The sequence below is a fragment of the Pedobacter sp. NJ-S-72 genome (assembly GCF_053890575.1).
The window spans coordinates 3,659,518-3,684,162 of sequence record NZ_CM132681.1 but is presented as its reverse complement, the minus strand read 5'-3'; the positions used below and the strand labels follow the sequence as shown (position 1 = coordinate 3,684,162).

General features: G+C 40.9%; 30 protein-coding genes and 3 pseudogenes. 22 read left to right on the top strand and 11 right to left on the bottom strand.

Features of this window, described 5'->3' with window-relative positions:
• Positions 1-28 precede the first annotated feature (28 nt).
• The 13 genes and pseudogenes from ACWYN3_RS24435 (at position 29) to ACWYN3_RS24375 (ending at position 9,364) form a co-directional block, all read left to right on the top strand.
• The gene (locus ACWYN3_RS24435; RefSeq protein ID WP_456216731.1) at positions 29-496 is read left to right on the top strand and encodes an immunoglobulin domain-containing protein; all 468 of its coding nucleotides are present in this window, start codon (positions 29-31) and stop codon (positions 494-496) included.
• Positions 497-498: 2 nt separating this feature from the next.
• Positions 499-957, top strand: a complete 459-nt coding sequence (locus ACWYN3_RS24430) for an Ig-like domain-containing protein (RefSeq protein WP_456216730.1) — start codon at positions 499-501, stop codon at positions 955-957.
• A gap of 8 nt (positions 958-965) precedes the next feature.
• On the top strand, positions 966-3,491 hold the full coding sequence (locus ACWYN3_RS24425) for an Ig-like domain-containing protein (protein ID WP_456216729.1): 2,526 nt from the start codon (positions 966-968) through the stop codon (positions 3,489-3,491).
• Positions 3,484-3,969 carry an immunoglobulin domain-containing protein gene (locus ACWYN3_RS24420; protein ID WP_456216728.1) on the top strand — a complete coding sequence of 162 codons (486 nt, stop codon included), beginning with the start codon at positions 3,484-3,486 and terminating at the stop codon, positions 3,967-3,969. Before ACWYN3_RS24425 ends, ACWYN3_RS24420 begins: the two co-directional genes overlap by 8 nt.
• Positions 3,944-4,135, top strand: a pseudogene (locus ACWYN3_RS24415) (putative Ig domain-containing protein); the annotation flags it as partial. The gene ACWYN3_RS24420 and the pseudogene ACWYN3_RS24415, both read left to right, overlap by 26 nt.
• 75 nt (positions 4,136-4,210) lie before the next feature.
• A complete protein-coding gene (locus ACWYN3_RS24410) occupies positions 4,211-4,483 on the top strand; it encodes a putative Ig domain-containing protein (RefSeq protein WP_456216727.1) in 273 nt (90 codons plus the stop codon).
• The gene (locus ACWYN3_RS24405; RefSeq protein ID WP_456216726.1) at positions 4,459-5,469 is read left to right on the top strand and encodes an immunoglobulin domain-containing protein; all 1,011 of its coding nucleotides are present in this window, start codon (positions 4,459-4,461) and stop codon (positions 5,467-5,469) included. Before ACWYN3_RS24410 ends, ACWYN3_RS24405 begins: the two co-directional genes overlap by 25 nt.
• A gap of 38 nt (positions 5,470-5,507) precedes the next feature.
• A pseudogene (locus ACWYN3_RS24400) lies at positions 5,508-5,744 on the top strand (immunoglobulin domain-containing protein); the annotation flags it as partial.
• Between the two features lie 42 nt (positions 5,745-5,786).
• A complete protein-coding gene (locus ACWYN3_RS24395) occupies positions 5,787-6,314 on the top strand; it encodes a gliding motility-associated C-terminal domain-containing protein (protein WP_456216725.1) in 528 nt (175 codons plus the stop codon).
• 29 nt (positions 6,315-6,343) lie between these two features.
• Complete coding sequence (locus ACWYN3_RS24390) at positions 6,344-7,342, top strand: PorP/SprF family type IX secretion system membrane protein (protein WP_456216724.1); 999 nt, start codon at positions 6,344-6,346, stop codon at positions 7,340-7,342.
• 9 nt (positions 7,343-7,351) lie between these two features.
• Entirely contained in the window at positions 7,352-7,987 is a 636-nt protein-coding gene (locus ACWYN3_RS24385) for a hypothetical protein (RefSeq protein ID WP_456216723.1), read from the top strand.
• A 25-nt stretch (positions 7,988-8,012) separates the two neighbouring features.
• Complete coding sequence (locus ACWYN3_RS24380; RefSeq protein ID WP_456216722.1) at positions 8,013-8,975, top strand: hypothetical protein; 963 nt, start codon at positions 8,013-8,015, stop codon at positions 8,973-8,975.
• Positions 8,976-8,983: 8 nt separating this feature from the next.
• On the top strand, positions 8,984-9,364 hold the full coding sequence (locus ACWYN3_RS24375) for an OmpA family protein (RefSeq protein WP_456223139.1): 381 nt from the start codon (positions 8,984-8,986) through the stop codon (positions 9,362-9,364).
• A 68-nt stretch (positions 9,365-9,432) separates the two neighbouring features.
• Here ACWYN3_RS24375 and ACWYN3_RS24370 read toward each other — a convergent pair whose 3' ends face one another.
• Positions 9,433-9,759, bottom strand: coding sequence for a response regulator (locus tag ACWYN3_RS24370; protein WP_456216721.1), 327 nt, complete (start codon positions 9,757-9,759; stop codon positions 9,433-9,435).
• Between the two features lie 84 nt (positions 9,760-9,843).
• Here ACWYN3_RS24370 and ACWYN3_RS24365 point away from each other — a divergent pair, with 84 nt between their 5' ends.
• The 4 genes from ACWYN3_RS24365 (at position 9,844) to ACWYN3_RS24350 (ending at position 11,903) form a co-directional block, all read left to right on the top strand.
• A complete protein-coding gene (locus ACWYN3_RS24365) occupies positions 9,844-10,020 on the top strand; it encodes a hypothetical protein (protein ID WP_456216720.1) in 177 nt (58 codons plus the stop codon).
• Between the two features lie 71 nt (positions 10,021-10,091).
• Complete coding sequence (locus ACWYN3_RS24360; RefSeq protein ID WP_456216719.1) at positions 10,092-10,502, top strand: iron-containing alcohol dehydrogenase; 411 nt, start codon at positions 10,092-10,094, stop codon at positions 10,500-10,502.
• Positions 10,481-11,047 (top strand): iron-containing alcohol dehydrogenase, encoded by a 567-nt coding sequence (locus tag ACWYN3_RS24355; protein WP_456216718.1) that lies wholly within the window; start codon positions 10,481-10,483, stop codon positions 11,045-11,047. Before ACWYN3_RS24360 ends, ACWYN3_RS24355 begins: the two co-directional genes overlap by 22 nt.
• 463 nt (positions 11,048-11,510) lie before the next feature.
• Positions 11,511-11,903: a GAF domain-containing protein gene (locus ACWYN3_RS24350; RefSeq protein ID WP_456216717.1), complete on the top strand. Its 393-nt coding sequence runs from the start codon at positions 11,511-11,513 to the stop codon at positions 11,901-11,903.
• A gap of 10 nt (positions 11,904-11,913) precedes the next feature.
• Here ACWYN3_RS24350 and ACWYN3_RS24345 read toward each other — a convergent pair whose 3' ends face one another.
• Both ACWYN3_RS24345 and ACWYN3_RS24340 read right to left on the bottom strand, forming a co-directional pair.
• The gene (locus ACWYN3_RS24345; protein ID WP_456216716.1) at positions 11,914-13,473 is read right to left on the bottom strand and encodes a S8/S53 family peptidase; all 1,560 of its coding nucleotides are present in this window, start codon (positions 13,471-13,473) and stop codon (positions 11,914-11,916) included.
• A gap of 8 nt (positions 13,474-13,481) precedes the next feature.
• The gene (locus ACWYN3_RS24340) at positions 13,482-13,916 is read right to left on the bottom strand and encodes a hypothetical protein (RefSeq protein WP_456216715.1); all 435 of its coding nucleotides are present in this window, start codon (positions 13,914-13,916) and stop codon (positions 13,482-13,484) included.
• 140 nt (positions 13,917-14,056) lie between these two features.
• Between ACWYN3_RS24340 and ACWYN3_RS24335 the strand changes: the two genes are divergently transcribed.
• Positions 14,057-14,509 (top strand): hypothetical protein, encoded by a 453-nt coding sequence (locus tag ACWYN3_RS24335; protein WP_456216714.1) that lies wholly within the window; start codon positions 14,057-14,059, stop codon positions 14,507-14,509.
• Between the two features lie 377 nt (positions 14,510-14,886).
• Positions 14,887-15,303, top strand: a complete 417-nt coding sequence (locus tag ACWYN3_RS24330; protein ID WP_456216713.1) for a GNAT family N-acetyltransferase — start codon at positions 14,887-14,889, stop codon at positions 15,301-15,303.
• Between the two features lie 251 nt (positions 15,304-15,554).
• Here ACWYN3_RS24330 and ACWYN3_RS24325 read toward each other — a convergent pair whose 3' ends face one another.
• The 7 genes and pseudogenes from ACWYN3_RS24325 to ACWYN3_RS24295 form a co-directional block, all read right to left on the bottom strand.
• Complete coding sequence (locus ACWYN3_RS24325) at positions 15,555-16,406, bottom strand: N-acetylglucosamine kinase (protein ID WP_456216712.1); 852 nt, start codon at positions 16,404-16,406, stop codon at positions 15,555-15,557.
• A 64-nt stretch (positions 16,407-16,470) separates the two neighbouring features.
• Positions 16,471-16,938 (bottom strand): TolC family protein, encoded by a 468-nt coding sequence (locus ACWYN3_RS24320; protein ID WP_456223138.1) that lies wholly within the window; start codon positions 16,936-16,938, stop codon positions 16,471-16,473.
• 211 nt (positions 16,939-17,149) lie between these two features.
• Positions 17,150-17,539, bottom strand: coding sequence for a TolC family protein (locus ACWYN3_RS24315; RefSeq protein WP_456216711.1), 390 nt, complete (start codon positions 17,537-17,539; stop codon positions 17,150-17,152).
• Positions 17,520-17,738, bottom strand: a complete 219-nt coding sequence (locus ACWYN3_RS24310) for a TolC family protein (RefSeq protein WP_456216710.1) — start codon at positions 17,736-17,738, stop codon at positions 17,520-17,522. The genes ACWYN3_RS24315 and ACWYN3_RS24310 overlap by 20 nt, the downstream gene beginning before the upstream one ends.
• Before the next feature lie 29 nt (positions 17,739-17,767).
• Positions 17,768-20,882: pseudogene (locus ACWYN3_RS24305) on the bottom strand (efflux RND transporter permease subunit).
• 5 nt (positions 20,883-20,887) lie between these two features.
• The gene (locus ACWYN3_RS24300; RefSeq protein ID WP_456216709.1) at positions 20,888-21,511 is read right to left on the bottom strand and encodes an efflux RND transporter periplasmic adaptor subunit; all 624 of its coding nucleotides are present in this window, start codon (positions 21,509-21,511) and stop codon (positions 20,888-20,890) included.
• Positions 21,508-21,981 carry an efflux RND transporter periplasmic adaptor subunit gene (locus ACWYN3_RS24295; protein WP_456216708.1) on the bottom strand — a complete coding sequence of 158 codons (474 nt, stop codon included), beginning with the start codon at positions 21,979-21,981 and terminating at the stop codon, positions 21,508-21,510. Before ACWYN3_RS24295 ends, ACWYN3_RS24300 begins: the two co-directional genes overlap by 4 nt.
• Positions 21,982-22,124: 143 nt before the next feature.
• Between ACWYN3_RS24295 and ACWYN3_RS24290 the strand changes: the two genes are divergently transcribed.
• The 3 genes from ACWYN3_RS24290 to ACWYN3_RS24280 are packed head-to-tail and all read left to right on the top strand — an operon-like array spanning position 22,125 to position 23,910.
• Positions 22,125-23,030, top strand: a complete 906-nt coding sequence (locus ACWYN3_RS24290) for a M61 family metallopeptidase (protein WP_456216707.1) — start codon at positions 22,125-22,127, stop codon at positions 23,028-23,030.
• Entirely contained in the window at positions 23,003-23,551 is a 549-nt protein-coding gene (locus tag ACWYN3_RS24285; protein ID WP_456216706.1) for a M61 family metallopeptidase, read from the top strand. The genes ACWYN3_RS24290 and ACWYN3_RS24285 overlap by 28 nt, the downstream gene beginning before the upstream one ends.
• A gap of 2 nt (positions 23,552-23,553) precedes the next feature.
• Entirely contained in the window at positions 23,554-23,910 is a 357-nt protein-coding gene (locus tag ACWYN3_RS24280) for a PDZ domain-containing protein (RefSeq protein ID WP_456216705.1), read from the top strand.
• Between the two features lie 70 nt (positions 23,911-23,980).
• Here the strand turns inward: ACWYN3_RS24280 and ACWYN3_RS24275 are convergent, their stop codons facing one another.
• The gene (locus tag ACWYN3_RS24275) at positions 23,981-24,460 is read right to left on the bottom strand and encodes a hypothetical protein (RefSeq protein WP_456216704.1); all 480 of its coding nucleotides are present in this window, start codon (positions 24,458-24,460) and stop codon (positions 23,981-23,983) included.
• Between the last annotated feature and the right edge of the window lie 185 nt (positions 24,461-24,645).

Below are 24,645 nucleotides of genomic sequence, written 5' to 3'. Positions count from 1 at the left end.
TGTCCTGTTAACTTCACCAGGTCAGCTATTGTCACTTGCACTTTTACCAAGTGTAACTATTACTACTTATAAAGGTACAGTAAGTAACAATGATGGTTTTGCAGTAAGTAATCCATTAATTGATCTTAAACTATTAGGAGGCGGAACTCAGGCCCTGCTTACTTTTGTCCCGGCAGCTCAGTTTGACGGAGTAGAAGTTAAATTGAGTTCAGGTCTTATAGGGGCATTGACTCAAATCAACTTCAACTATGCAAAAAGAACTGCAGTTGCGCCGGTAGTTGCATCCGCAAATGTAACGGTGTGTTCAAATGCAACAGCAACTTTATCTGTACCTGCTCCGCAGCCAGGTATAATCTATAAATGGTACGATGCTGCCGGAGCTTACTTAGGTAATGACGGCCCGACTTTCACTACAGCTGCAATGCAATTACTGCTGATACTAAATTCTTTGTTGAAGCTTCAAGGGGAGGTTGCGGAAGTTCAAGGACTCAGGTGAATGTGACTGTAACACCGGCGCCTTTAGCACCACAATTACTTGCTCCAACTGCAAGTACCTGTTTAAATTCTGCACTATCGATAACAGTACAAAACCAACAAGCTGGAGTAACCTACAACTGGTATAAAGCAGGTGTGTTAGATGTTGTTCAGCATGGTCCAATATTTAATGACGTTGTTTTAGCAGATGTAGTTTATGCGGTAGAAGCGGTTAACACTTGCGGTGCTGTTTCTCCACAATCTACTATTGCCATAACTGTAGGAGCACTTACCCCACCAGTTCTGACTCCACCAGCTGTAACTGTTAATAATGGCGAGAAAGCTTCTCTTGTTGCCAATTCATCAACTACTGGTTTAACTTATAGCTGGTATAGTGTTGATCCTGCCACACCAGGGGCGACTCCAATATCAACACCAACTAATGGTGCAAACGGAACGGAACGTTCATTACTGATCCGTTGACTGATCCGTTGACTGCTACTGCTACTTTTTATGTAACTGCACAGGGTGCATTAGGAACTTGTGTTTCTGGTACTGCTTCGGTGATTGTTACTGTAAATAATGTAACACCTAACCCAGGATCAGTTCCTTGCGAAGGTGCAGTAACCCAAACAAACACTGGTGGAGGTTTAGCTTTATTACCTAGCGTAGCTAATCCTGGTTTTGCAATTGATGATGACATTAACACCAGTTCTTCACTCTTTATTCCAATTGGTTTATTGAATTCGAGTGTTAGTCAGACTGTAGGATTTACAGGAATCTCAACGCTGGGTGACCAGGTTAAACTGAGTCTGACCCAAACTGGTGCATTGCTTACACTTGGTGTTGCAAATAATATCAGTGTGACGACTTACAAGAATGGTATCAGCAATGGTGATACTAAACAGCTTACAGATCCGGCGCTTAACCTGAATCTTTTGACTGGTAATAAAGATGCATTTGTTCAGTTCACACCGACCAGCACATTTGATGCTGTAGAGTTAAAACTGAGTACAGGATTGGTAAGCCTGCTTACCTCTATAAACCTGAATTACGCACAGCGTATTATTGTTTCTCCAACTGTTGCTTCCGCTAATGTTTCAGCATGCGAAGGCACTGCGGCTACACTTGCAGTGAGCAATCCAGTTGCAGGACTAACCTATAACTGGTACGATTCAGCAAATCCAACTACAGCTGTAGCTACAAACTCACCAACATTTACAACGCCAACTAATTTAATAGCTGGTACTTATGTTTATTTTGTAACAGCAAACCGTAATGGTTGTGCGAGCCCAGTTGTAACAAATGTAACAGTTACAATTAACGGTGCTGCTCCGGCTCCTGTACCAGCTACAGGAAATCCAGCAACTACCTGTCTGAATACTCCGGTTACCTTATCGGTAAACCAGGTTGCAGGTGTTAGTTACAATTGGTACGATGCTTTAACCGGAGGAAACCTGCTTGCCTCTAATACAAATAGCTTTGTCACTCCGGCAAGCCTGGCTGCAGGGACTACAGATTATTTTGTAGAAGCTGTAAATGGTAGTGCCTGTGGAAGCGGATTAGCAAGAACCAAAATATCAATTATCATTAACCCTGCTGCAAGCGCAGCTGATATTACAGTTTCTGGTGCAGGAAGTCCAATCTGTTCAGGAGCAGCGGCGGTATTAACTGCCAGCAGTTCATTGCCTGGTCCAGTATTTACCTGGTATACAGATGCTGCTTTAACCAATGCAGTCTTCACAGGGCCAACCTTTAATATAGCTTCAGTTACTGCAACTACAACTTATTATGTAACTGTAAAAGCAGATAACAGATGTGCAAATGCGCCAGGTTCGGCTCAGGTGGTTACCTTAACAGTGAATCCGCCGGCAACGTCAGCAGATATTACTGTTAGTGGTGTACCAGCTAGTCTTTGTGTTGGAACTTCGGCTACTTTAATAGCCAGTACAACTACAGTAACCAATCCAGTAGTTTTTACCTGGTATAGCGATGCTGCATTAACAACTGTTGTGAATAATGGAGCCACATTTATTACTCCAGGATCAACAGTTACCACACAATACTACGTTACCGTTCAAGGCAGTAATAAATGTCCAAACCTTGCTGCTGATGCAAAAGTGGTGACACTGACTATTAATCCGCCAGCAGACGCTTCAGATATCAGCGTTAATGGTGTACCAGCAGTTGTTTGTGCTGGATCTGGTACTAGCTTAACTGCGAGTAGCCAAACCGTTAGCAACCCTGTGTTTACCTGGTATAGTGATGCTGCGTTAACCAATGCAGTATTTACCGGAGAAATATTTGCTACACCAGTATTAACTGCTACGACCACTTATTATGTAACAGTACAAGGATTAAATAAATGTCCGAATGTTGCAGGTACAGCAAGTGTAATTGTGCTGAATGTAAATCCTCAATTGAGTTTCACAGGTACAGCGTTAAGTGCCGGATCTACAGTTAATCCATATAGTGTGTGCATTAATCCGGCTACAGGAGGTACCCCTGCTTATACCTACACCTTAGGAACAGGAAGTACTTTACCAGATGGCTTAACCTTATCTGCTTCAGGGTTGATCAGTGGAACGCCTACTACAGCTGGAAATTATACTTTCTCAATTAATGCCACAGATAGTAAAGGGTGTAGTACTGCAGGTGTGTTTACCATAAATATTAGTGTGACTTCAGTGTTGTCATTACCAGCAGCAACCTTGCCAGATGGAGTAGTTGGTACAGTATATCCGGTACAAACCCTACCTGCAGCAATTGGAGGAAGTGCACCTTATACATACAGTTTAACAGGATTACCAGCAGGTCTGACTTTTGATCCTGCAACCAGAAACATTACAGGAACACCAGCAATAGGCGGTACTTTCACGGTTACTATGACAGTAACTGATGCAAACAATTCAACTGCGTCAGCTAATTACCAGCTTAATGTAATCGTGCCGGCACCAGTAGTTGCCGATGGATGGATCAAATTGCGGTGGAAGCAGCGCTACGCTGACCGTGTCTAATGCAATCCCTGGAGTTACCTATAACTGGTATACTCAGGCATCCGGAGGATCGTCAATTTTTACAGGAACTACCTTTACAACTCCGGTAATAACAGTTAACACCATCTATTATGTAGAAGGAGTTGCTGGAGTAAGCAGTACCAGAGTCGCAGTAAATGTCAGCTTAAAATCTCCGGCATCAGCTGCGGATATAAGTGTGGCAGGTGCACCGGCTATAGTATGCGGAGGCTCAACAGCTACTTTGACTGCAAGCAGTACAACAGTAACTAGTCCGGTATTTAACTGGTATTCTGATGCCGCATTAACAACCCGTATTTATACGGGTGACGTCTTCACTACCCCGGTACTTACAGCGAATACAACTTATTATGTAACTGTACAAGGACCAGGTACCTGCGAAAGCTCTGCTGCTACAGCAAAAGTTGTTGCGCTGAATGTAAATCCTCAATTGAATTTCGCAGGGTGGAGCATTAGGTAATGGATCTACGATAAGCCCTTACAGTGCACAGCTTAATTCTGCCACAGGCGGAACAGCACCTTATACTTATACATTAGCTACAGGAAGTACTTTACCAGCCGGCTTAACCCTATCTGCCTCAGGCCTGATTAGTGGAACACCAACAGCAGCTGGAAATAATACTTTCTCCATTATTGCAACTGACAGTAAAGGTTGTAATGCCAATGCCCAGTTCACTTTAAATATTGGCACAGGAGCGGTAATGTCATTACCATCAGCAACCTTGCCAGACGGACAAGTAGGTACTGTGTATCCAATCCAGACTTTGCCAGCTGTAGTTGGCGGAACAGGACCTTACACTTACGTGGCGACAGGTGTACCAGCAGGACTAAACTTTAACCCTGCTGACAGAACTATCTCAGGAACTCCGACAACAGGAGGAAGCTTTACTGTTAATGTAACAGTAACAGATGCAACCGGTTCAACGGCTACAGGTAATTATCCGATTATATGGTTACTGTACCAGCTCCGGTAGTTGCTGACGGAGCAAGCTGTGGCGGATCACGTGTGACCTTAACAGTTTCTAATCCAATAACAGGAGTAACTTATAACTGGTATGCAACTGCATCAGGGGGCACGCCAATCTTTACAGGCACAAGCTTCCAGACTCCGGCAGTATCGGCCAGTACTATTTACTATGTAGAAGGATTTGCAGGAACTACAAGTACCAGGGTTGCAGTAAATGTTAGTATTGGAACACCAGCCTCATCAGCAGATATTAGTGTTGCAGGTGTACCTTCGGTAGTATGCGGAGGATCTGGTGTTATTTTAACTGCCAGCAGTCAAACAATTACCTCTCCTGTATTCAAATGGTATACAGATGCAGCATTAACGAGTCTCGCATTTACCGGTGCGGTATACAACATCCCGTCGGTTGCAGCGAATATCACTTATTATGTAACTGTACAGGGACCGAATACATGTGAAAGTTCATCGGCCACTGCCACTGCCAAAGTTGTTACCTTAACCGTAAATCCTGCATTGATTTTCAACGGAGCAACATTAGCGGGTGCATCTACAACGACTACTTACTCTGCGCAGATTGGTTCTGCAACGGGTGGTACACCGGGATATACTTACGCCGTAGCATCAGGAAATAGCCTGCCTGCAGGTTTAACATTGTCGCCGGCGGGTCAGCTGACCGGAACACCAGCTACTGCTGGAAACTATACCTTCTCTGTTGTCGCTACCGACAGCAAAGGATGTAATGCCACAGCAGTTTTCACGCTTGCAGTAGGCAGCGGTACTCAAATGATATTGCCAGCTGCAACCTTACCAAACGGACAGGTAGGCACTTCATATGTACCACAAACATTACCAGCTGTAATTGGTGGAACTTCACCATTTACCTATGTAGCTACGAACCTGCCTCCGGGATTAACTTTTGATCCGGTAACCAGAACGATTTCAGGAACACCAATATTAGGAGGGACCTTTAAAGTGACAGTTACTGTACTGTAACTGATGGAAACGGACTAACAGCTGCCAATGATTATGTAATTATCGTTACCGTACCAGCATCAGCAGTAGGAGATGCAGTAAGCTGCGCAGGCAGTCCGGTTACCTTAACTGTAACCAATGCGATAGCAGGTGTTACTTATAACTGGTACAGCGCTTCAACAGGAGGAGCGATTCTATTTACAGGACCAGCCTTCCTGACTCCAGCGATAACAGCTACAACTATCTACTATGTAGAAGCAATTTCAGGAACTGCTACAAGCGGTAGAATTCCAGTAAATGTTACTGTAGCGACATCACTTGCTACACCAGTAGTGACTGTGAAATCAAGTACACTGAGCAGCATCACTTTTGGATGGAACGATGTTACAGGAGCAACAGCTTATGAAGTATCAACTGATGGTGGTAATAACTGGAAAGATCCAAGTTCAGGAGCTGCGGGTACTACACACCTTATTACAGGTCTTCAGGCAAATACAACCGTAAAACTTTCAGTAAGAGCAAAAGGAAGTACAACCTGTCAGACCAGTGCTGCGGGAAGTATTACCGGAACAGCGACCGATGGGTTAGTGCCTAACGACATCTTTATTCCGAATACGTTCACGCCAAATGGAGATGGAAAAAATGATATCTTCTATGTATATGGAACCGGAATAGCGAAAAGTAAAATGCAGATCTACAACCAGTGGGGACAATTCATATTCGAATCGCTTCAACAGCAAGTAGGATGGGATGGTTCTTACAGAGGACAGATACAGCCAAATGGTGTTTATGTCTACTACGTAGAACTGGTACTGACAGACGGAACAACTGTTAAGAGAAAAGGAACAATTACAATTTTAAGATAAGAGACACATTAACCTGAAATATTAATAACATGAAGAAACTATCAAAAATCATCGTCTTGGGCTTGTTGTGCATTACGGGAGCTTCGAGGGTTAGTGCACAGATCGATCCTCACTTTTCACAATACTATGCCAACCCACTTTGGCTTAACCCGGCTTTAACAGGTGTAATCGATGGAGATTACAGGGTGTCAGTAAATGCCAAACAACAATGGGGATCCATCTCCCATTCATATCTTACAGCAGGCGCCTCATTTGATATGGCACCTACTAAAAACCTTGCATTCGGAGGGATGATCCTGAATCAGAATGCAGGAGATGTGAGTTATAATTACCTAAGTGCATTGGCTTCGGCAGCTTACCGGATTCGCTTTGGAAGGGCGGGTTTAAATATGATCAACTTTGGTCTGCAGGCAGGGATACTGAACAAGAGTTTCGACCCTTCTAAAGTCACGTTGGGTAATCAGTTTAATCCCGGATCAGGATACGATCCGAATTTGCCTTTCAATGAAAACTTTACTTCCAGTAATACACTGGTTCCTGACGTAAATGCGGGGGTAATGTATTTCGATGGAAGTGGAGATAAGCGCGTCAACGTATTTGGAGGAGTAGCTGCAAATCACTTAACAAGACCGATTGATCGTTTTCTTGGAAATGATGATGTCAGGATCCCTATCCGGTTTACCGCACATGGTGGTGCCCGTATTAAAGTGAGTGATGTATTTGATATTACACCTAACGGGCTTTATATGAAACAGGGAAATGCACATGAAACTTCGGTGGGAGCTTATGGACAATTTTACGTTAACCCAGAAGCAGATCTGATGTTTGGATCTAATTATCGCTTTGATGATGCTGCAATAGCTTTCTTTGGCCTGCACTTGAAAAATATGACTTTCGGTGTAAGTTATGACTTTAACACTTCAGGGCTTAACCGTGCAACAGGTAGTAAAGGTGGATTTGAATTATCAGTATCCTTTACCAGCCGTAAGGGGATTTCTGGTCCTAACTTCTTTTGTCCACGATTATAATCAACGAATATGAAACCTCTCAGACTATTGCTTTTGATCTGTTTACTCAGTACAGGAGCACAGGCCCAGTACATTACAAATAATAAAAGAGTCGCAGACGTATATTTCCAGAATAAGGATTATTATGCAGCAGCAGAATACTATAAAAAAGCATTGAATATATCTTCTGACAGTACAGGATTTGTAGTGCCTTATGCTTTTGAAGTTAAAATGAAACAGGAAAGCCCTAAGCGTGCTGAATACGAATATTGTGTTTATCAGCTCGCTAACTCGCTTCGTCTTTACAAAGATTTTAGGGGCGCGGAAGCCTGGTATGCCGTTTCCAGGAATTTCAGCGACCCTAAATACATATTAAGTTTGTTTTACTACGGTGAAAGTCAGCGTTCAAATCAAAAATTTAATGATGCGATAACCTCTTTTAAGGAGTTCTTAACAAAGTATAAAATAAATGACGAATATACAGAGAAGGCGAAAATTGAAATAGCATCCTGTAATTTTGCTTTGTATGAAATGCGTTATCCGCGTTTATATAAGTTTAGTAAATTACTCAATCAAATTAATGATCAGGGTTCTAACTATGCACCTTTACTACTAAATAGCAATTTTTATTTCACTTCTTCAAGACCCGTTTGCAGTTGGCAATAAGACCAGGATTATCCCGGACAGTAAGATGAAGACTAAAGTCGTTAAGTCAGAAAACCCTTTTGTCAACGCAATTTATTCAGCTTCTGGTAATCCTCAAAGAGCATCAGCAACAGTTCAAAAAGTTGGAACACCAGAAAAAGGTAAAGAGTTTGCCGCGCCAGCTTTTAGCCCTAATGGCAGGGTGATGTATATGACAATCTGGAGCGGATCAGGCAATAAAAAGATCTACCAGGTAAATATCTCAAGAGGTAATGGAGATGTCTGGTCAGCACCAAAAAAAATGCTGGGAACAGAGGTCAATATTGAAGGCTTCAATTCTATGCAGCCTTTTGTAACCAGGGATGGGAAATATCTGGTTTTTTCTTCAGACAGACCGGGTGGATTGGGTAAATTAGATCTTTGGTACTGTAAGCTTCGTAGTGACGGGACTTTGAGTGAAGCATCTAATATGGGGAATACTATCAATTCCAAAGAGAATGATGAAGAAGCTCCGTATTATAATGATCAGACTAAGAAATTACTGTTCAGCAGTGACGGAAGAGTAGGAATGGGGGGGCTTGATTTTTATGAAAGTGCAGGTGATTTCGGTACGTGGACTGAGCCAAGAAATGTAGGATATCCTTTCAATTCTTCTAAAGACGATGTTTATTTCACTCCATCTGATAGCGAGGATAGCGAAGGATATATTAGTTCAGACAGAGAGTCGGTATGTTGTCTGGAAATCTTCCATCTCAAAAAAGACTTTATGACTATTGAGGGGACACTTTTAGACTGTAAAACTAATTTACCACTAGAAGGTGCTTTAGTTGTGCTGAGTGATTCTACACAGGAAATGAAAGTAACTACAGCTGAGGATGGGAAATATAGATTCAGAATCAATTCTAACCGTCAACTGAGATTAAGTGCAGAGAAAGATAATTATTTCAAAAAGGTCCTTACTTACAATTACGATGAGCTGGCTAAGCTGGATACATTGCTTAACCCTTAGGTTTATGTCTGGAGGCTTTCATATTCGATAAGCCAATTGTACTGGAGAATATCTTATATGACTTTAATAGCTATCAGCTCAATCCGGTATCAGAAACGATCTTAGATAAGTTATATAAAATTCTGGTTGACAATGAGACTATAGAGATTGAGCTCAGTGCACATACTGACAATATAGGTACAGCTGCTTATAACTTTAAGCTGTCAGACAGAAGAGCGAAGTCATGTGTGGATTACCTGGTTGGTAAAGGGATTTCTGCAAGCAGAATGACGAGTAAAGGTTATGGGTTCAGTAAACCTATAGCTCCAAATCAGCTTCCTAGTGGAAAAGACAACCCACAAGGCCGTCAATTGAATAGAAGAACAGAATTTAAAGTCACCAAAAAATAACGCTCCAAGCCTGTTTAAATGTCAAATTTAAGCAGGCTTTAAAAGTAACATTTCTAAATGTTTGAGCATTACTGACATTTCGAATGGTTTTTCCAGGTAAGCATCAGGGTGTAAGTTCTTCTCATCATGTAGTCCTCGGAAAAGCCACCCGAAGTTAGCATCACCGGTAAATGGGCTGTATCCGGTCTTGTCCGGATCTCCTTAAAGATTGCCCTCCCATCCATTCCATCCAGTTTGATATCCATCAGGATAATATCGGGTCTGAATTCTTCAATAATCCTGAAGACAGGTCTTCCATTCATCAGCGGGAAAACCTTATAATTATTTTCTTCCAGTACCATTTGAATCACTTCCAGCAAGTCTGGATCGTCTTCAACAACAAGTATTCTATTCATAATTTAAAATCCATGCTGAACAAACAGAGTGCCATGATTAGCAGAAAGAATTGATACTTTTGCTTTGTTACTTATAAACTACACATGCAGCCGAAAGAACAAATAGAAGCAATCGCTAATACCTTACTTCCCAGTTTTATACCAAAAGATAATCAGGAAACGAAGTTGTCTTTTCATTTTACCTTACCTCCAAACAATAGTTATAAAGTTTTCTTTGAAAAGATGCGAAGCGAAGGCAAAATGGCAGTTTATACGCTTTGAAGAGGCAGAACGTTAAATAAAGGTGAGTCGTTTTTAGAACAGGCTCTTAATTCATAAATAAATTTAGAGATATGTTGAATTTCGAATTTAAGAATCCGGTAAAGATAATTTTCGGAAAAGGTCAGATCGTGAAAATCGCACAGGAGATCCCGGCAAATGCAAAAATTTTACTGCTTTATGGTGGTGGAAGTATAAAGTCAAATGGTATTTATGACCAGGTGATGTCAGCTCTTGCTGCCTTTGATGTAACCGAATTTGGCGGTATTCCTGCCAATCCGGAATATGAGGTGTTAACAGAGGCGTTAAAGGTTATTAAAACCAAGGGTATAACTTATCTGCTTGCTGTTGGTGGCGGATCTGTTATTGATGGCACTAAGTTTCTTTCAGCGGCGGCCCTTTACCAGGGAAATGAACCCTGGGATATCTTGAAAAACAAGATCAGAACAGAACAGATAAAGGAATGCCATTTGGGACGGTATTGACTTTACCTGCTACCGGTTCAGAAATGAATTCCGGTGCAGTAATCACACGCGCATCGACTCAGGAGAAATTAGGTATGGGCGGGCCGGGTTTATTCCCTGAATTTTCAATACTTGATCCGCTTGTCGTGAAATCAGTACCCCAGCGCCAGCTGGCCAATGGTATTACAGACGCATTTACCCACGTGCTGGAACAGTATATGACCTATCCCGCGCAAGCATTTTTACAGGATAGATTTGCAGAAGGCATCATGCAGACACTGGTAGAGATTGCGCCAAGGATACAGAAAGACCCTTCAGACTATGAGGCCGCAGCTAATTTTATGTGGTGCTGCACTATGGCCTTAAATGGTCTTATCCAAAAAGGCGTACCTACAGACTGGTCAGTACATGCAATCGGACATGAGCTTACCGCATTATTTGGGATTGATCATGCCAGGACATTGGCAATCATAGTGCCCCGGCATTACCGGTATAATTTAGAGACTAAAAGGAAAAACTTGCCCAATATGCAGAGCGCATCTGGAATATCAAGGAAGGTTCAGTAGACGAAAAGGCAGAACAGGCAATTGTCAGGACAGAATCTTTCTTCCATTCTTTAGGAATTGATACAAAACTTTCTGAGTATACTGATGATTATCAGGGTGCTGCAGAAAATATAGCTAAACGATTTACCGAAAGGGGATGGCTGGGGTTAGGAGAGCATAAAAGCCTTAATCCGGCAGATGTCAGACAGATTGTTGAATTAAGTTATTAGTCTTTACCTGTCATACATCAAACAGCGATGCATTGTATTCCTGTTTGGTGTATGTTTTTTTTTTTTGCGAAAAATTTTAAAAGGGTATGGTAATTGTATAGGTTAGCAGGTACAAGTTATACAAGTAATAAATAACATATTGGAGAATACTTTTGGAAGGAATATAATTCCACAGAATGAAGAGGAGCGTTTAGAGAACTTAAAAAAGTATAAAATTCTATATACCAAATCCGAACGAACCTATTTTTGATCAGTTGGCGGCTGTTGCGGCAACCATGCTTAAGGTGCCTTTAGCTATGATTAATTTTGTTGATAAAGATCATGTCTGGACTAAGGCAGACCAGCAGGGGGACTCTGGTAACGAAGTAGAAAGAGGTACAAGTTTGTGTTCGCTGGCAATCTTAAAAGATGAGGTAACCGTATTTGAAAATGCACTTGTGGAGCCATGTCTGATGTCAAATCCCTTAGTTGCAGGAGAATTCGGTCTTAGATTTTATGCTGCAGTACCTATTACTACCTCAGAAGGTTTTAATATTGGTGCAGTATGTATTGTCGATAAAAAGGTCAGGCAGTTTACACCACAAGACAGAAAGAAACTGGAGTGGATCGCACAGCTGATACAAATTGAAATAGAAAAAAGAGTTTAGCGCCTATATATTATTTCGTACAGACGAATTTCCTGGTATAAGAGTTCTGTCCGATTTTTACCACCATAAAGTACAAGCCACTTGTATAGTGAGATAAATCTATCTGGCTGTAGTATACTCCCTTGAAATCATTTTTTCTCTCAGTATAAAGTTTCTGTCCTGATATATTGATCAGATCGATAATCACGTTATTATTTTCAGCTACATTGAAATTAATGTTGATTTCATTTCTTGCCGGAACTGGATAAACGACCATATTCAGCTCGTCCTGATTAACTTTATTGGACTCAAAATTTGCATCAGCATCTATTCCTGTCAGGAGGATGGAGTATGCTTGTGCCCCGCGTTTTAGTGTGCCTTTATGGGATACATTAAATCTGTAAACCTTTCCCGGAAGCGGGTCGTCAATTCGAACCTGTTCTACATTGTCTCTTGTATTATCCCCTTTGGTGGCAGGAGCCGATGGATTGGCCGGATTGAGTACCCACGGAGAATAAGTCGTTGTTTCCTGTACAGCCCTTAAATCAAGATCATTCATCAATCTGGATGCCGTATTATTTAGTGCGTCAGCAGTATTGACCGGGGTTGCTTCCGGATCAGTCCAGCAAATGGTAGCCATGAGCGGAACTCCGCCTTTGGCTTTTACTTCAATAAACTGTTGCTCACCCTGAGTAAGTATATTTTCAGCAATTTTACTTTTGAGATGATTATCAAGAATGGCCTGCGCGGCAGCTTCCATATTTAACAGGCCCCAGCCATAACTGTAATCAGGGCCGGGAGAAAGACCTGCTTCGGCAGCTGTGCCTATAGCGACAGCCTTTAAGGTAGCGGAACGCATGTAATTAGCATTATTACGACTACTGTAAAGCTCTTGTAAGAGAATTAATGACCCACTAACATTAGGCGTAGCCATAGATGTGCCAGAAAGTGTTGCATATCTGTCATCGCCAGCATTACTTGTAGAAGTTACCCTAATACCATCTGCCACTAAATCCGGTTTAATCCTGCCATCATCAGTTGGTCCCCAGCTGCTGAATGTGGCTGCCTGAATACGGTCAGGAGTATAAGGGCCATCTCCTAAAGGATTGATAGCACCAATGGTCAGTATATTTTTTGCAGTCCCGTAAGTGGCTATATTATCATATTGATCATTGTTACTCAGGCCTGCGGGGCGTTTGCCGGCATCAGCCATTACTTTATCTGCATTGAACCTGTAATAAGAGCCTCCTACCGGGGGACCATTTAAAGAACGGTTATTCCCTGCTGATTTAACAGGCAGGTAGTAAGGTGCGTTATAGCAGATTTTGTCCCAATCGGCAGACTGGGAGTCATAATATCCGAATTTATAGTCTTCGGTTGCGCCAGGTGAGGCGTAGAATTCCCAGCGCTGAGGATTGATATCTGTATTTAGAGACCAGCCGGCTACTACGCCATAGGAATGGTTAGAAATTAGTAATCCAGCAGCATTCTCAGACATTTCAGGAGTATCATTGTCAAAATCAAATGAGTAAAGCTTAGGTAGTCCAAATGCCATTCCTCTGGCAATAGGGTTTATCCCTGCTGCAATCATGGTTCCAGCTACGTGAGTAGAGTAGAGTGCTCGGATGTAGTAGTAGTTTGATCTTTAATTTCAACTCTGCCACCGCTGAATTCTACATGGCTGGTTAAAACACCATCGCCATCCCATATGGCTATTTTCCCCACTGAAATAGTACTTCCATTAAGTGCCAGACCTAAGCCGCCACCATTATAGAGTTTATTAGTACGGGTAGTACCTGCGGCAATCGTATTATTATTGGTTATATAGTATACTGGTAAACCTGTATCATCAAGACGTTGTAACCTCATGACAGACCCATTGGGATCTTTTCTGGTAATGACCCAGCCTTTCCTTGCAGCAAGAGAAAAAGCAGTAACCCTTTGTGTTTTAGCGCTGCTGGCTAATGCAATACTATTGGCTCTTAAGAAGGTAGCATTGGTAGCATCAGGCATGATAACTCCTTGTGCATACACAGAAGAAAAAGCTATACTTGTGCAAAAGAGTATAGATAATAGGCCACACTTTCGTAAATTGAGAGAATTAATCATAATGCACAAAGGATTGCATGAATTGCGTTTTGAGGTAACCAAATTTAACTTTAATACTTATACAGATGAAATTTTATTTAGCTATTTTTTTTTCAGTAATCACTTTCCTTGCTTTTTCGTGTGCTTCCAGAACCCCTGGCCAGCCTAAGAGTATCCCCGAGGGGATACAAGGCAGAGTTTCGGTTCAGGAGGGAAACATGATGCCAGGCCCTGGAAAAAACAATGACAACAGTACCAACAATAACAAAGATGACGGCAAGCGTATACAACGTACAGTCTATATCTATGCCGTTACTACCGGTGCGCAGGCAGAAGGTGAAGGCCCGTTGTATAAAGCGATTCATCAGCCGTTAGTTGCTAAGGTTAAAACCGATGTAAAAGGCTTCTTTCAGTGTAAACTGCCTCCAGGAACATACTCTGTGTTTACAGGGGAAGAGAACGGTCAGTTTTTCGCGAGCTTGTCTAATGGAAAGGGAGAGTTGAACCCCGTGGAGGTTGTTGCAGGTAAGGTAAGGTGACGGTATGTGATATTGTGGTGAACCACAAAGCGGTGTTCTAAAGGGGTAAGTCTAGCTTCGCAAAAAAAAAACATACCATGTTCGGCCGGCATTATTTTTCCTGAAGAAGGAAAAAAAAACGCAATGTCCTCACATTGGTATACTGTTTTTTTTCAAAACTCTCCAAATGGGGTTCATTCTGTTGGTTGGCGAGTTAATATGGATTACTTGTATGATGCACTAATATGGATTGCTAATATGATGCACTAATATAGATTGTCAATGTAATATTGAGGGCATAAAAAAGCTGGAAGAATTTTTTTGGTATTTGAAATTAGAGATTTAAAAGAGGATGGGTGAATTGATAGTTTTAGGGAAAATGTTATGATTGTTTACAAATGGACATAATAATAAAAGAAGTAAATGCTTGCGAAACCTGGGATTTGCGTCACAGGGTCATGTGGCCCGAAAAAACTATTGATTATGTGAAGTTGGAAGAAGATCGGTATGGGACCCACTTTGGGCTTTTTAAAGGTGATCAGTTAATATCGGTGGTTTCCCTTTTTATTACTGATCAGCAGGCCCAGTTTAGAAAATTTGCTACAGACAACAATGTACAGGGGCAGGGTTATGGAACAAAATTACTGGAACATTTAATGAATGTTGCCCGACATTATAATGTTACTGAAATCTGGTGTAATGCAAGATCAGAGAAGGCTCCGTTTTACAAGAGGTTTGGAATGATTGAGGTGGGTGAGGAATTTAGTAAAGAGGGGATCAATTATGTGAAGATGCAAAGAACAATAAATCCTTAGCTAACGTGCATAATCTGCTATTTAATTCTGCTTTAGCTCTTATCCATTCTAGTGCATCATATAAGCAATCCAGATTAACACTCCATGTTAGCAAACCATATTAACGCGCCAACCAGCAGAATGAACCCCATTTGGAGAGTTTTGAAAAAAAACAGTATACCAATGTGAGGACATAGCGTTCCGAGCTCTTCAGCGAAGGCAATGGCCGGCCGAACATGGTATGTTTTTTTTTTTGCGAAGCTAGACTTACCCTAGAGAATCCCTTCTTTTTTCAGAATGTAGTTATATATCCCCTCAATCGGCTTCTGCATTATCCTTCCAATCTTGAGCCCATTCAACTTGCAAACCTGTTTCAGTGTATCCTGATAATAATAAGCAACAGACCCTACAAAATGACAATCCAGCGTCTTATAGTCCTTAAAGTTCTTAATATTTACATCAATAAATTCCTGGAATCCATCAATAAGCAGTTGATTAATAAAAGGGTGATCCCTGTTCGGGTGCATAAAACGGCTGAAGCCTGCTAAATAAGTATTTGGAAATGGTTTTTGATAAACATTAGTGATGATAGTCTCTTTATCCGTGTTAAACTCTTTCTCAAACATCGTACGCAGATCCTCTGGCATCTGCTTATACAGATAAGAAGTAACCATCTTTTTCCCAAACGTAGTACCAGAGCCTTCGTCACCCAGTATATAACCTAAGCCATAGTTACTGTCATAAGTTGATACGCCATCAAAATAGGAAACATTAGAACCAGTACCAAGGATACAAATCAATCCTTTCCGGTCTCCGCATGTTGCGTAAGCACAACCTATTAAATCGTTTTCAACACTGATGAAAGCTTTAGTAAAATATAATGACAGACCATTAGATATGACCTCATGTTTATCTGGAGTAGAGCATCCGGAACCATAGAAATAAATTTCCCTGACATCCGCAGCAAACTCTTCCGTCATTTTCATTTTGGAGAATATTTTGAAGATATCCTGCGCATTTAAAAAGTATGGATTGATGCCCTGTGTGCTAAAACTGATTGTTTTGCCGTCTTTATATCCCAGCCAGTCTGTCTTCGAAGACCCGCTATCTGCTACTAGTATCATAAACGAAAGTAATCATCTTATTGAACATTTAAAGTACCACTAATCTCTTTTAAATTAATTTCTGTTAGTTTAGCCTGATATTGTGCGTCCAGGAAGCGAATATGGCATTTATAGAATTTCTTTGTGCCTCGCGTAATTCCAGCGGACTGATGCTGCCAAGACGATATTTTTCAAAAGTAATATCAAGGTTCTGTTTCGCCAGATCCACGTTTCCGGTTTCCACTTTTAACAGATCGAGGTTAGTCACATAATTCTGATAAGTAGCATTCAGCAATGCATTCACATCCTGTTTTGTTTTATCAAGACTTAATTCTGTAGAGTTGAGCTGCACCTTTGCATTGCGCTCATTCTGTCTTTGCAGGAAGCCATTGAAAATATTAAGGCTTGCTGTTACTCCATAAGTAAGTCCGTTAGCCCTGAATTTCTGGTTGAACCCTGTAGGACTGGTACTTCGCGAAAATTCATAGCCACTGTTTAAGGCTACTGTAGGATAACGCTGTCCCTTAACCTGTTTTAAGCTCAATGCAGCTATCTTTTTATTGATAAAGGCATTTTGTAAAGTCGGGTTCAGGCGTTCTGTTAATAATTCCAGGTCAGCTAGTTCAGGTTGTGTTCAATATCCAGCTTCTCATTTACAGCAAAGACAATATTGAGATCTCTTGCCATCAATTGGTTGAGTGTTATCCTGGAAGTATTTAATATGTTTTTCTGTTGCAGAAATAACGTTGTATCTGTATTGTAGTCTACTTTTTTGCACTCAATACATCCAATTTAGAACCGCGTCCTATCTTTAGCTTGTTATCTGCAATGGTTACTCTTAATCTTGAAATTTTCAGCGCACTATCTGTTGCCAGTACCAGTTGCTGCTGTCTGACCAGTACATAATAGGCTGAAACTACATCAGATACTGTATTCAGGATAGTTAATTTACCGTTAACCTCGCCCTGTTTTTGTAATTCCTTTAGCCTGTCATAATTGGCAAACATCTGGAACCCATCAAAAATAGTCCAGTCCAGTGCGACTCCATAGTTTAAGCTTGTGCTGCGCGCCCCGCTTGTTTTTTTCTCAGGGCCCGTTGCCGGACTCTGTACTGTATTCTGTCTGCTGCCCCCGTTACTGACTGAAAGTACCAACAAGTCCTGGCAGCATTCCTGCATTTCCTGCATTCAGGTTGTTTTTGGCAATTTGTATTTCATTATTGACCAATCTGATGTCGTAGTTGTTCTTTAATGCAGTACTTATCGCTTCCTCCAGGCTAAGTGTATCCTGAGCTATTACACTTTGTGCAGAGCAGATCAGGAACGCTAAGAAATAAAAGAGATGCTTGTTCATTTGTTTATATAATTATTTTAAACAGCTTCTTAAGCCGAAGGATTTTTTTCTTCAGCCAGTGCTGCTTTTAATGACTCTTGTAAATCTGTATTTGTTTTATGTTCTTTAGACCAGTAAGAATAGATCGAAGGAATCACAAATAAGGTAAGTACCAGTGAGAATGTTGTTCCGCCTACAATCACAACGCCCATGCCCATCCGGCTTTTTGCCGCTGCACCCAATGCCATAGCGATAGGCAGGGCTCCGATTGCAATGGCCAGACTGGTCATTAAGATAGGTCTTAAACGTGAAACAGAAGCTTCTCTGATGGCATCATGCACACTCTTGCCATTTTCTTTGAGCTGGTTGGCGAACTCCACAATCAGAATACCATTTTTTGTAACCAGTCCGATCAGCATGATCGTACCGATCTGACTGAATATATTCCAGCTTTGTCCAAATAGCCATAGAGACAGAAAAGCCCCTGCTACTGCCATAGGTACTGTCATAATGATAATTATCGGATCTTTGAAACTCTCAAACTGAGCAGAAAGAATCAGGTACACTAATAACAGCGCCAGTCCAAAAGCGAACATCGTGTTCGAAGAGCTCTCCTGGAAATCCCTGGATTCACCACTAAGATCGGTAGAAAACGTTTCGTCTAAGACCTTATCCCTGATTCTGTCCATAGCAGCAATACCATCTCCAATGCTTTTCCCCGATGCCAGACCAGCAGAAACTGTTGCTGCGGTAAAACGGTTATTTCTATATAATTGGGGTGGGCTGCTTTCTTCTTTTGCACTCACCAGGTTATCAACCTGTATCAGTTCACCTTTATCATTTCTTACATAGACAGAACTCAGATCTAATGGATCCTTACGGTTACCACGGTCAAATTGTCCGATCACCTGGTACTGCTTACCATTCATAAAGAAATAGGAGAAACGCTGACCACTCAGGCCAAGCTGCAGTGTTTGGGCAATGGCAGAGACTGATACGCCAAGGTTTCGGGCTTTATCCCTGTCAATAGTGAGGTTGATTTCTGGTTTATTGAATTTCAGGTTGACGTCTGAAACCGTAAACGTAGGATCTTTACTAACCTCGTCCATAAACTGTGGTACTTTTTTCTCTGAGTTTATCAAAATTCTGTGCCTGGATAATATAGCTGATTGGTAAACCACCGCGACGGCCAACTGATATTGTAGGCTGTTGAGTAACCAATACTTTTCCCTCGGTGTATTTCTTAGTAATCCGGGTAAGCTGGTTTGCTATTTCTTCTTGTGAGCGACCACGTAATCCGGGGTCAACAAGACCCATTCTGACAAAGCCACTATTTACAGCACCACTCCCTCCAAAACTAGGAGAGGTAATGGTGATGTTTACATTCTTTTCAGGAATAGAATCTTCAACCATTTTGGCAATCTTCATGATGAACTTATCTGTGTAGTCGTAAGACGAACCTTCAGGAGTAGTAATACTCATATTGATTGCACTTCTATCATCATATAGGAGCGGTTTTTTTAGGCAGTATTTTCCAGAATAACATGATCAGACCAACACATACTACTATGATTGGAATCGCCAGCCATCTTCTATTCAGAAACTTATTCAGGTTTTCGGCGTAATTATCATTTAGTTTAACAAAATATGGCTCAGACCATTCATAAAACCTCGATTTTTTATGGCCTGTCTTTTTCATCAGGTAGGCATTTAACATCGGAGTTAAAGTCAGGGATACAAAGGCTGATATCAAGACCGCTGCACCGATCACAATCCCAAATTCCCTGAATAGCCTCCCTACAAATCCCTGGAGGAATACAACTGGAAGGAACACTGCTGCAAGGGTAATCGAAATGGAAATAACAGCGAAGAAAATTTCATTGGAACCTTTAATCGCAGCTTCAAAAGGAGAATATCCTTCTTCTACTTTCTTGAAAATATTCTCTGTAACCACAATCCCGTCGTCTACCACCAGCCCGGTAGCCAGTACAATAGCCAGTAAACTCAGTACATTAATGGAGAAACCAAAAATATACATGATAAAGAAGGTGAAAACCAGTGATACAGGGATGTCAATCAACGGCCTGATCGCTATTGCCCAGTCCCTGAAAAACAGGTAAATAATCAGGATAACCAATACCAGCGAAAGAATAATTGTCTCTGCAACCTCTGTTACCGAATTCTTAATAAACCGGGTGTTATCCAGAGAGACATTCAGTTTTATATCTTTAGGGATATCATTTTTTAATCTCGCAAACCTCTTTTCAAACTCTGTTGATATATCGAGGTAGTTTGCCCCGGGCTGAGGGATCAGCGCTACTGCAACCATAGGTTTGCCAGACTCCCTTAAAATAGTTTCTTCATTTTCCGGGCCGAGTTCAGCATAACCAACATCTTTTAATTGAATGACATTGTTTCCGTCATTTTTAATAATCAGATTATTGAACTCTTTTTCGTTAGTTAACTTACCCAGTGTTTTTACTGTTAGCTCCGTACTTGCTCCGGTAATTTTACCAGAAGGAAGTTCTACGTTTTCATTGTCAAGCGCTGTGACAATATCCTGTGAAGTCAGGCCTAATGCAGCTAATTTATTAGGGTCAATACGGATTCGCATCGCATATTTCTTCTGACCCTGAATCTGCACACTGCTTACTCCCGGTATAGTCTGGATGCGTTCGGCAATCACATTCTCTGCATAATCACTCAATTCCAGCTGATTTCTTTTATCACTCTGGATAGTCATTGTAATGATCGCATCAGAATTTGCATCGGCCTTGCTCACTACCGGATTTCCATCATATCTTTAGGTAAGTTACGGGTAGCCTGTGAAACTTTATCACGAACATCATTCGCAGCTTCTTCGATGTTTTTACCGAGGTTAAATTCTATAGTAATTGTACTGCTTCCCTGGTTACTGGAAGAGGACATATTTCTGATCCCGTCAATCCCGTTAATAGATTTTTCCAACGGTTCGGTAATCTGTGATTCAATAATATCTGAGTTTGCTCCAGGATAGGAGGTACGTACAGAAACTACCGTTGGGTCAATATTCGGAAACTCCCTTACACCCAGAAAATTGTATCCGATAACCCCGAAAAGAAGGATCATCAGGTTCATTACAATTGCCAGAACGGGTCTTTTTATACTCGTGGTGGATATACTCATTTCGGTTAGTTTTTAACTACTGATACTTTTACAGGGGCATCATCTTTTAATGAAAGTGCTCCTGTTGTTAAAACTGTGTCACCGATTTTTAGTCCGGAGGTAATCAATATATTTTCATCTGTACGTGTGCCAGATTGTACTTCTATCTGTTTTGCCTTACCATTTTGGCTGATAAATACAGTTTTGCCTCTCAGTACAGGGATAATAGCCTGGTTAGGAATTAATATTGCATTTTCAACTTTATCCAGGGTAAGTGACACTTTAGCAAAAGAGCCGGGACGTAACTCATTGTTTTCATTTGATGCCAGGGCTTTTACCTGTAAGGTCCTGGTTTGTGCATTTATTCCAGGTTCCAACGCGAAAACTTTTCCAGTGTAAAGCTGTGTAGAACCATCAGTACGGAATGTTATAGTAGAGTTTACTTTGATCTGGCCCATATATTTTTCAGGAACAGAGAAATTGACCTTTACAGGGTTTGTGCTGAGCAAATTCGCAATTATTTTAGTAGGCGTAATATATTCACCAGCAGAAATCGAACGGAGACCTATTTTTCCACTGAAAGGAGCGATGATTGAAGTTTTAGCCAGTTGCGCCCTGATGAGCTGTGCCTGAGCTTTTAAAGATTTCAAAAATCCGCAAGTGCGGTATCATATTCTTCCTGGCTGATTGCTCCTTTTTGTAAGAGTTGTTTTGCCCGGTTTTCATTGGTCGATGATAAATTCTGTTTTGTCAGTGCCTCCTGCAATTGTGCCTGAATATCACGGTCATTAATTTTGACCAGTAAACTGCCCTTGCTTACATTACTGCCTTCTTTAAAATAGATACCTGTTACTAAACCGGAAACTTCACTTTGTAAAGCAACAGACTCATTGGCTTCTATTGTTCCGGTAACATCCAGTTTATTGGCAAAGGATGAGGCCTGAACAACAATGCCATTGACTAACATATGCTGTGACTTTCCGCCTTTGGAATTTCCAGAGCCTTTTGCTCCAGCACCCATTCCTGAGTTTTCAAGTTTCTTGTTCGTAGATATCCTGTGATAAATGAGGTAAGCTATCCCAAGGAAAATAAGGGAGTAAATGACGTATTTGAGTTTCATAATGGGTTCTTGGAGCGACTAATTATACAAAAATATTTAATATGCGCGCTGGCCATACTTGTATTAAGTATGTTACAGCTAATTTCTTATTTTAACTGATAACAAAAGCTATATGTTTTAAATTTGCGCCAAAAGAATTAAATATGCTGTTGAAACGAATAGGATTAGGGTTATTGATTGTACTTGCGCCTGCCCTGGCTGCTAAAGCACAGATTAAAGTTAATTATGAAGTAAGTTTTAAAGAACCACAAGCACATTACACAGATGTGAAGATGCATGTTAGTGGTCTGAATAAAGAATATATAGATATTAAAATGCCCGTTTGGGCCCCGGGATCTTATCTGATCAGGGAGTTTTCGAAAAACGTAGAAGGTTTCGCCGCTGCATCCGGCAAAAAACTGCTTAAAACTGAAAAACTAAAAAAGAATACCTGGAGAGTTTATACCAGTAATGCTAATGCAATAGATATCAATTATAGTGTGTATGCGTTTGAAGTCTCTGTACGGACAGCCTTTATTGATGCAACCCATGCATTTTTATCGCCAACTGCAATTTTTATGTATCCTGATAATCAACTTGCCTTATCTAGTACAGTCAAAATTATTCCTTTTGAAGGATGGTCTAAAGTTTCTACCGGACTGGAGCCTGTAGCGGGTCAGAAATTCACTTATACAGCAAAGAATTATGATGTCTTATTTGACAGCCCGATAGAAGTTGGTAATCAGGAAGTCTTTGAATTCACTGCAGCGGGTGTTAAACATGAAGTAGCTATGTATGGTGGCGGCAGTTATAACGTGGAGCGTTTAAAAATTGATATGGCTAAAGTTGTTGAACAGGCAACTGCTGTTTATGGAGAGAACCCAAATAAGCATTACACATTTATAGTCCATAATTTTTTTAGAGGTGGCGGCGGTCTGGAGCATTTAAATTCAACTGTATTGGGAGCTTCCAGGGATGCTTATGCTACAGAAAAAGGGCACAAAGATTTTCTGGGCCTGGTTGCACATGAATATCATCATTTATGGAATGTAAAAGATTGCGCCCTGTAGCCTTAGGCCCGTTTGATTATGAGAACGAAAACTATACTACAGACTTATGGATTGCTGAAGGATTTACAGCTTATTATGAAAATAAACTGATGCTGCGTGCAGGATTGATCAGCAAGGAAGAGTTTATCGGAACTTTGACTAAATCAATGTCAGATGTGATCAATACACAGGGTAGCTATGTGCAGTCTGCCGCAATGTCAAGCTTTGATGCCTGGATCAAGTATTACCGTCCTGATGAAAATTCAAAGAATAGTGGAATCTCTTATTATAGTAAAGGAGAAATTGTAGGGATGCTGATGGATCTTGAAATCGCACATGCGACAAAAGGAAAGGCCAGTCTTGACAATGTGATGAAAGCAATGTATGAGCAGTGCAAGGCTAAAGGCAGAGGCTATACTGATGCTGAATTCAAAGCTATGGTAGAGAGAATCAGTGGAATCAGCTTTACAGATTTCTGGGCGAAATATGTGAACGGTACTGATCGGTTGAATATGAAAAGTATTTGGCTTACGCAGGAATAAACGTGAAAGATGTAAATCAAAAAGAAGCCTATTTGGGTATTGCAACTAAAGTAATAGAAGGTCATGTAGTAATATCGGCAGTTTCCCGTAATTCAGCAGCATGGGTTGACGGATTAAATGTTAACGATGAACTGATTGGTATTGATGGAACTTATGCAGAACCAACAATTGAAAAGATGTCGGTGATGAAACAAAAGAAAGTTGGAGATGTAGTACGTTTCCAGTTAAGAAGAGACGGACTGGATAAAGAGATCAGGGTTACTCTTAAAGCAAGTCCTAATGTACAATTAGTGTCTTCGATAAATCCGGATGGAACGGAGGTTGAGAAGGTAGTTTTTAAGGCATGGACAGGGATATAGATTAATTTCCTATTTATAAAAAAAAAAAGCATATGAGATCTCATATGCCTTTTTTTATAAATAGGTGTTTCTAGAAAGTGAAACGCAGAGACAGTCCAACACCAGAGGCATCAAAATTAGTATCCGGAGCTAATTGAATAGCTGGTTTCCAGTCTAAAGAAAGATTGATGGGTGCGTCAGCAAATTTGTAATCCAGACCTAAAACACCATCAAGAGAAAGATACAGATCGCTTGAGTTGTATGGTTTGTATTTTACAGAACCCACACTACCACCACCACCATAGTACCAGTTCAGTCCTTGTGCACCACTGATCGGTTTGTAAACTTCATATAAAGCAGTTACACGGAAATAGTTATAGTTATTGTTAGATCTGAAATTGGCAATAAGATCAAGCATCTTGTTTTCGCCAAGAGATGTTTTGAAAGTTACTCCGTTAGCTGCTCCGAAACGACCACCAATGGCGTTTTTATAGCTCTGAGCTTTAGAAGTAGATTGGATCGCAAACGTAGCGATTACAGTAAGGCAAAGTATTGTAAATACTTTTTTCATATGATTTGTATAAAGTTTAAATGTGAAAAATGAGCTTAGCAATTATTATGCCGCGGGCGTCGTGGATTGAAAATTAAGAACGTTTGTCGGGTAGGTTCAGTGTAAGAGAGTGGTAATATTGTGCTGTACCCGGTTAAACAGTGTCACTTATTCAGGACAAACAGGTGAAATACATTGATGTGTGT

Bases quoted from the DNA above. Each gene is read 5' to 3' on its own strand.
- ACWYN3_RS24410 (WP_456216727.1), top strand. From the start codon at position 4,211: ATGTCATTACCATCAGCAACCTTGCCAGACGGACAAGTAGGTACTGTG.
- ACWYN3_RS24405 (WP_456216726.1), top strand. From the start codon at position 4,459: ATGGTTACTGTACCAGCTCCGGTAGTTGCTGACGGAGCAAGCTGTGGC.
- ACWYN3_RS24390 (WP_456216724.1), top strand. From the start codon at position 6,344: ATGAAGAAACTATCAAAAATCATCGTCTTGGGCTTGTTGTGCATTACG.
- ACWYN3_RS24385 (WP_456216723.1), top strand. From the start codon at position 7,352: ATGAAACCTCTCAGACTATTGCTTTTGATCTGTTTACTCAGTACAGGA.
- ACWYN3_RS24380 (WP_456216722.1), top strand. From the start codon at position 8,013: ATGAAGACTAAAGTCGTTAAGTCAGAAAACCCTTTTGTCAACGCAATT.
- ACWYN3_RS24370 (WP_456216721.1), bottom strand. From the start codon at position 9,759: ATGAATAGAATACTTGTTGTTGAAGACGATCCAGACTTGCTGGAAGTG.
- ACWYN3_RS24365 (WP_456216720.1), top strand. From the start codon at position 9,844: ATGCAGCCGAAAGAACAAATAGAAGCAATCGCTAATACCTTACTTCCC.
- ACWYN3_RS24360 (WP_456216719.1), top strand. From the start codon at position 10,092: ATGTTGAATTTCGAATTTAAGAATCCGGTAAAGATAATTTTCGGAAAA.
- ACWYN3_RS24355 (WP_456216718.1), top strand. From the start codon at position 10,481: ATGCCATTTGGGACGGTATTGACTTTACCTGCTACCGGTTCAGAAATG.
- ACWYN3_RS24345 (WP_456216716.1), bottom strand. From the start codon at position 13,473: ATGATTGCAGCAGGGATAAACCCTATTGCCAGAGGAATGGCATTTGGA.
- ACWYN3_RS24335 (WP_456216714.1), top strand. From the start codon at position 14,057: ATGAAATTTTATTTAGCTATTTTTTTTTCAGTAATCACTTTCCTTGCT.
- ACWYN3_RS24330 (WP_456216713.1), top strand. From the start codon at position 14,887: ATGGACATAATAATAAAAGAAGTAAATGCTTGCGAAACCTGGGATTTG.
- ACWYN3_RS24325 (WP_456216712.1), bottom strand. From the start codon at position 16,406: ATGATACTAGTAGCAGATAGCGGGTCTTCGAAGACAGACTGGCTGGGA.
- ACWYN3_RS24310 (WP_456216710.1), bottom strand. From the start codon at position 17,738: ATGAACAAGCATCTCTTTTATTTCTTAGCGTTCCTGATCTGCTCTGCA.
- ACWYN3_RS24295 (WP_456216708.1), bottom strand. From the start codon at position 21,981: ATGAAACTCAAATACGTCATTTACTCCCTTATTTTCCTTGGGATAGCT.
- ACWYN3_RS24290 (WP_456216707.1), top strand. From the start codon at position 22,125: ATGCTGTTGAAACGAATAGGATTAGGGTTATTGATTGTACTTGCGCCT.
- ACWYN3_RS24285 (WP_456216706.1), top strand. From the start codon at position 23,003: ATGGAATGTAAAAGATTGCGCCCTGTAGCCTTAGGCCCGTTTGATTAT.
- ACWYN3_RS24275 (WP_456216704.1), bottom strand. From the start codon at position 24,460: ATGAAAAAAGTATTTACAATACTTTGCCTTACTGTAATCGCTACGTTT.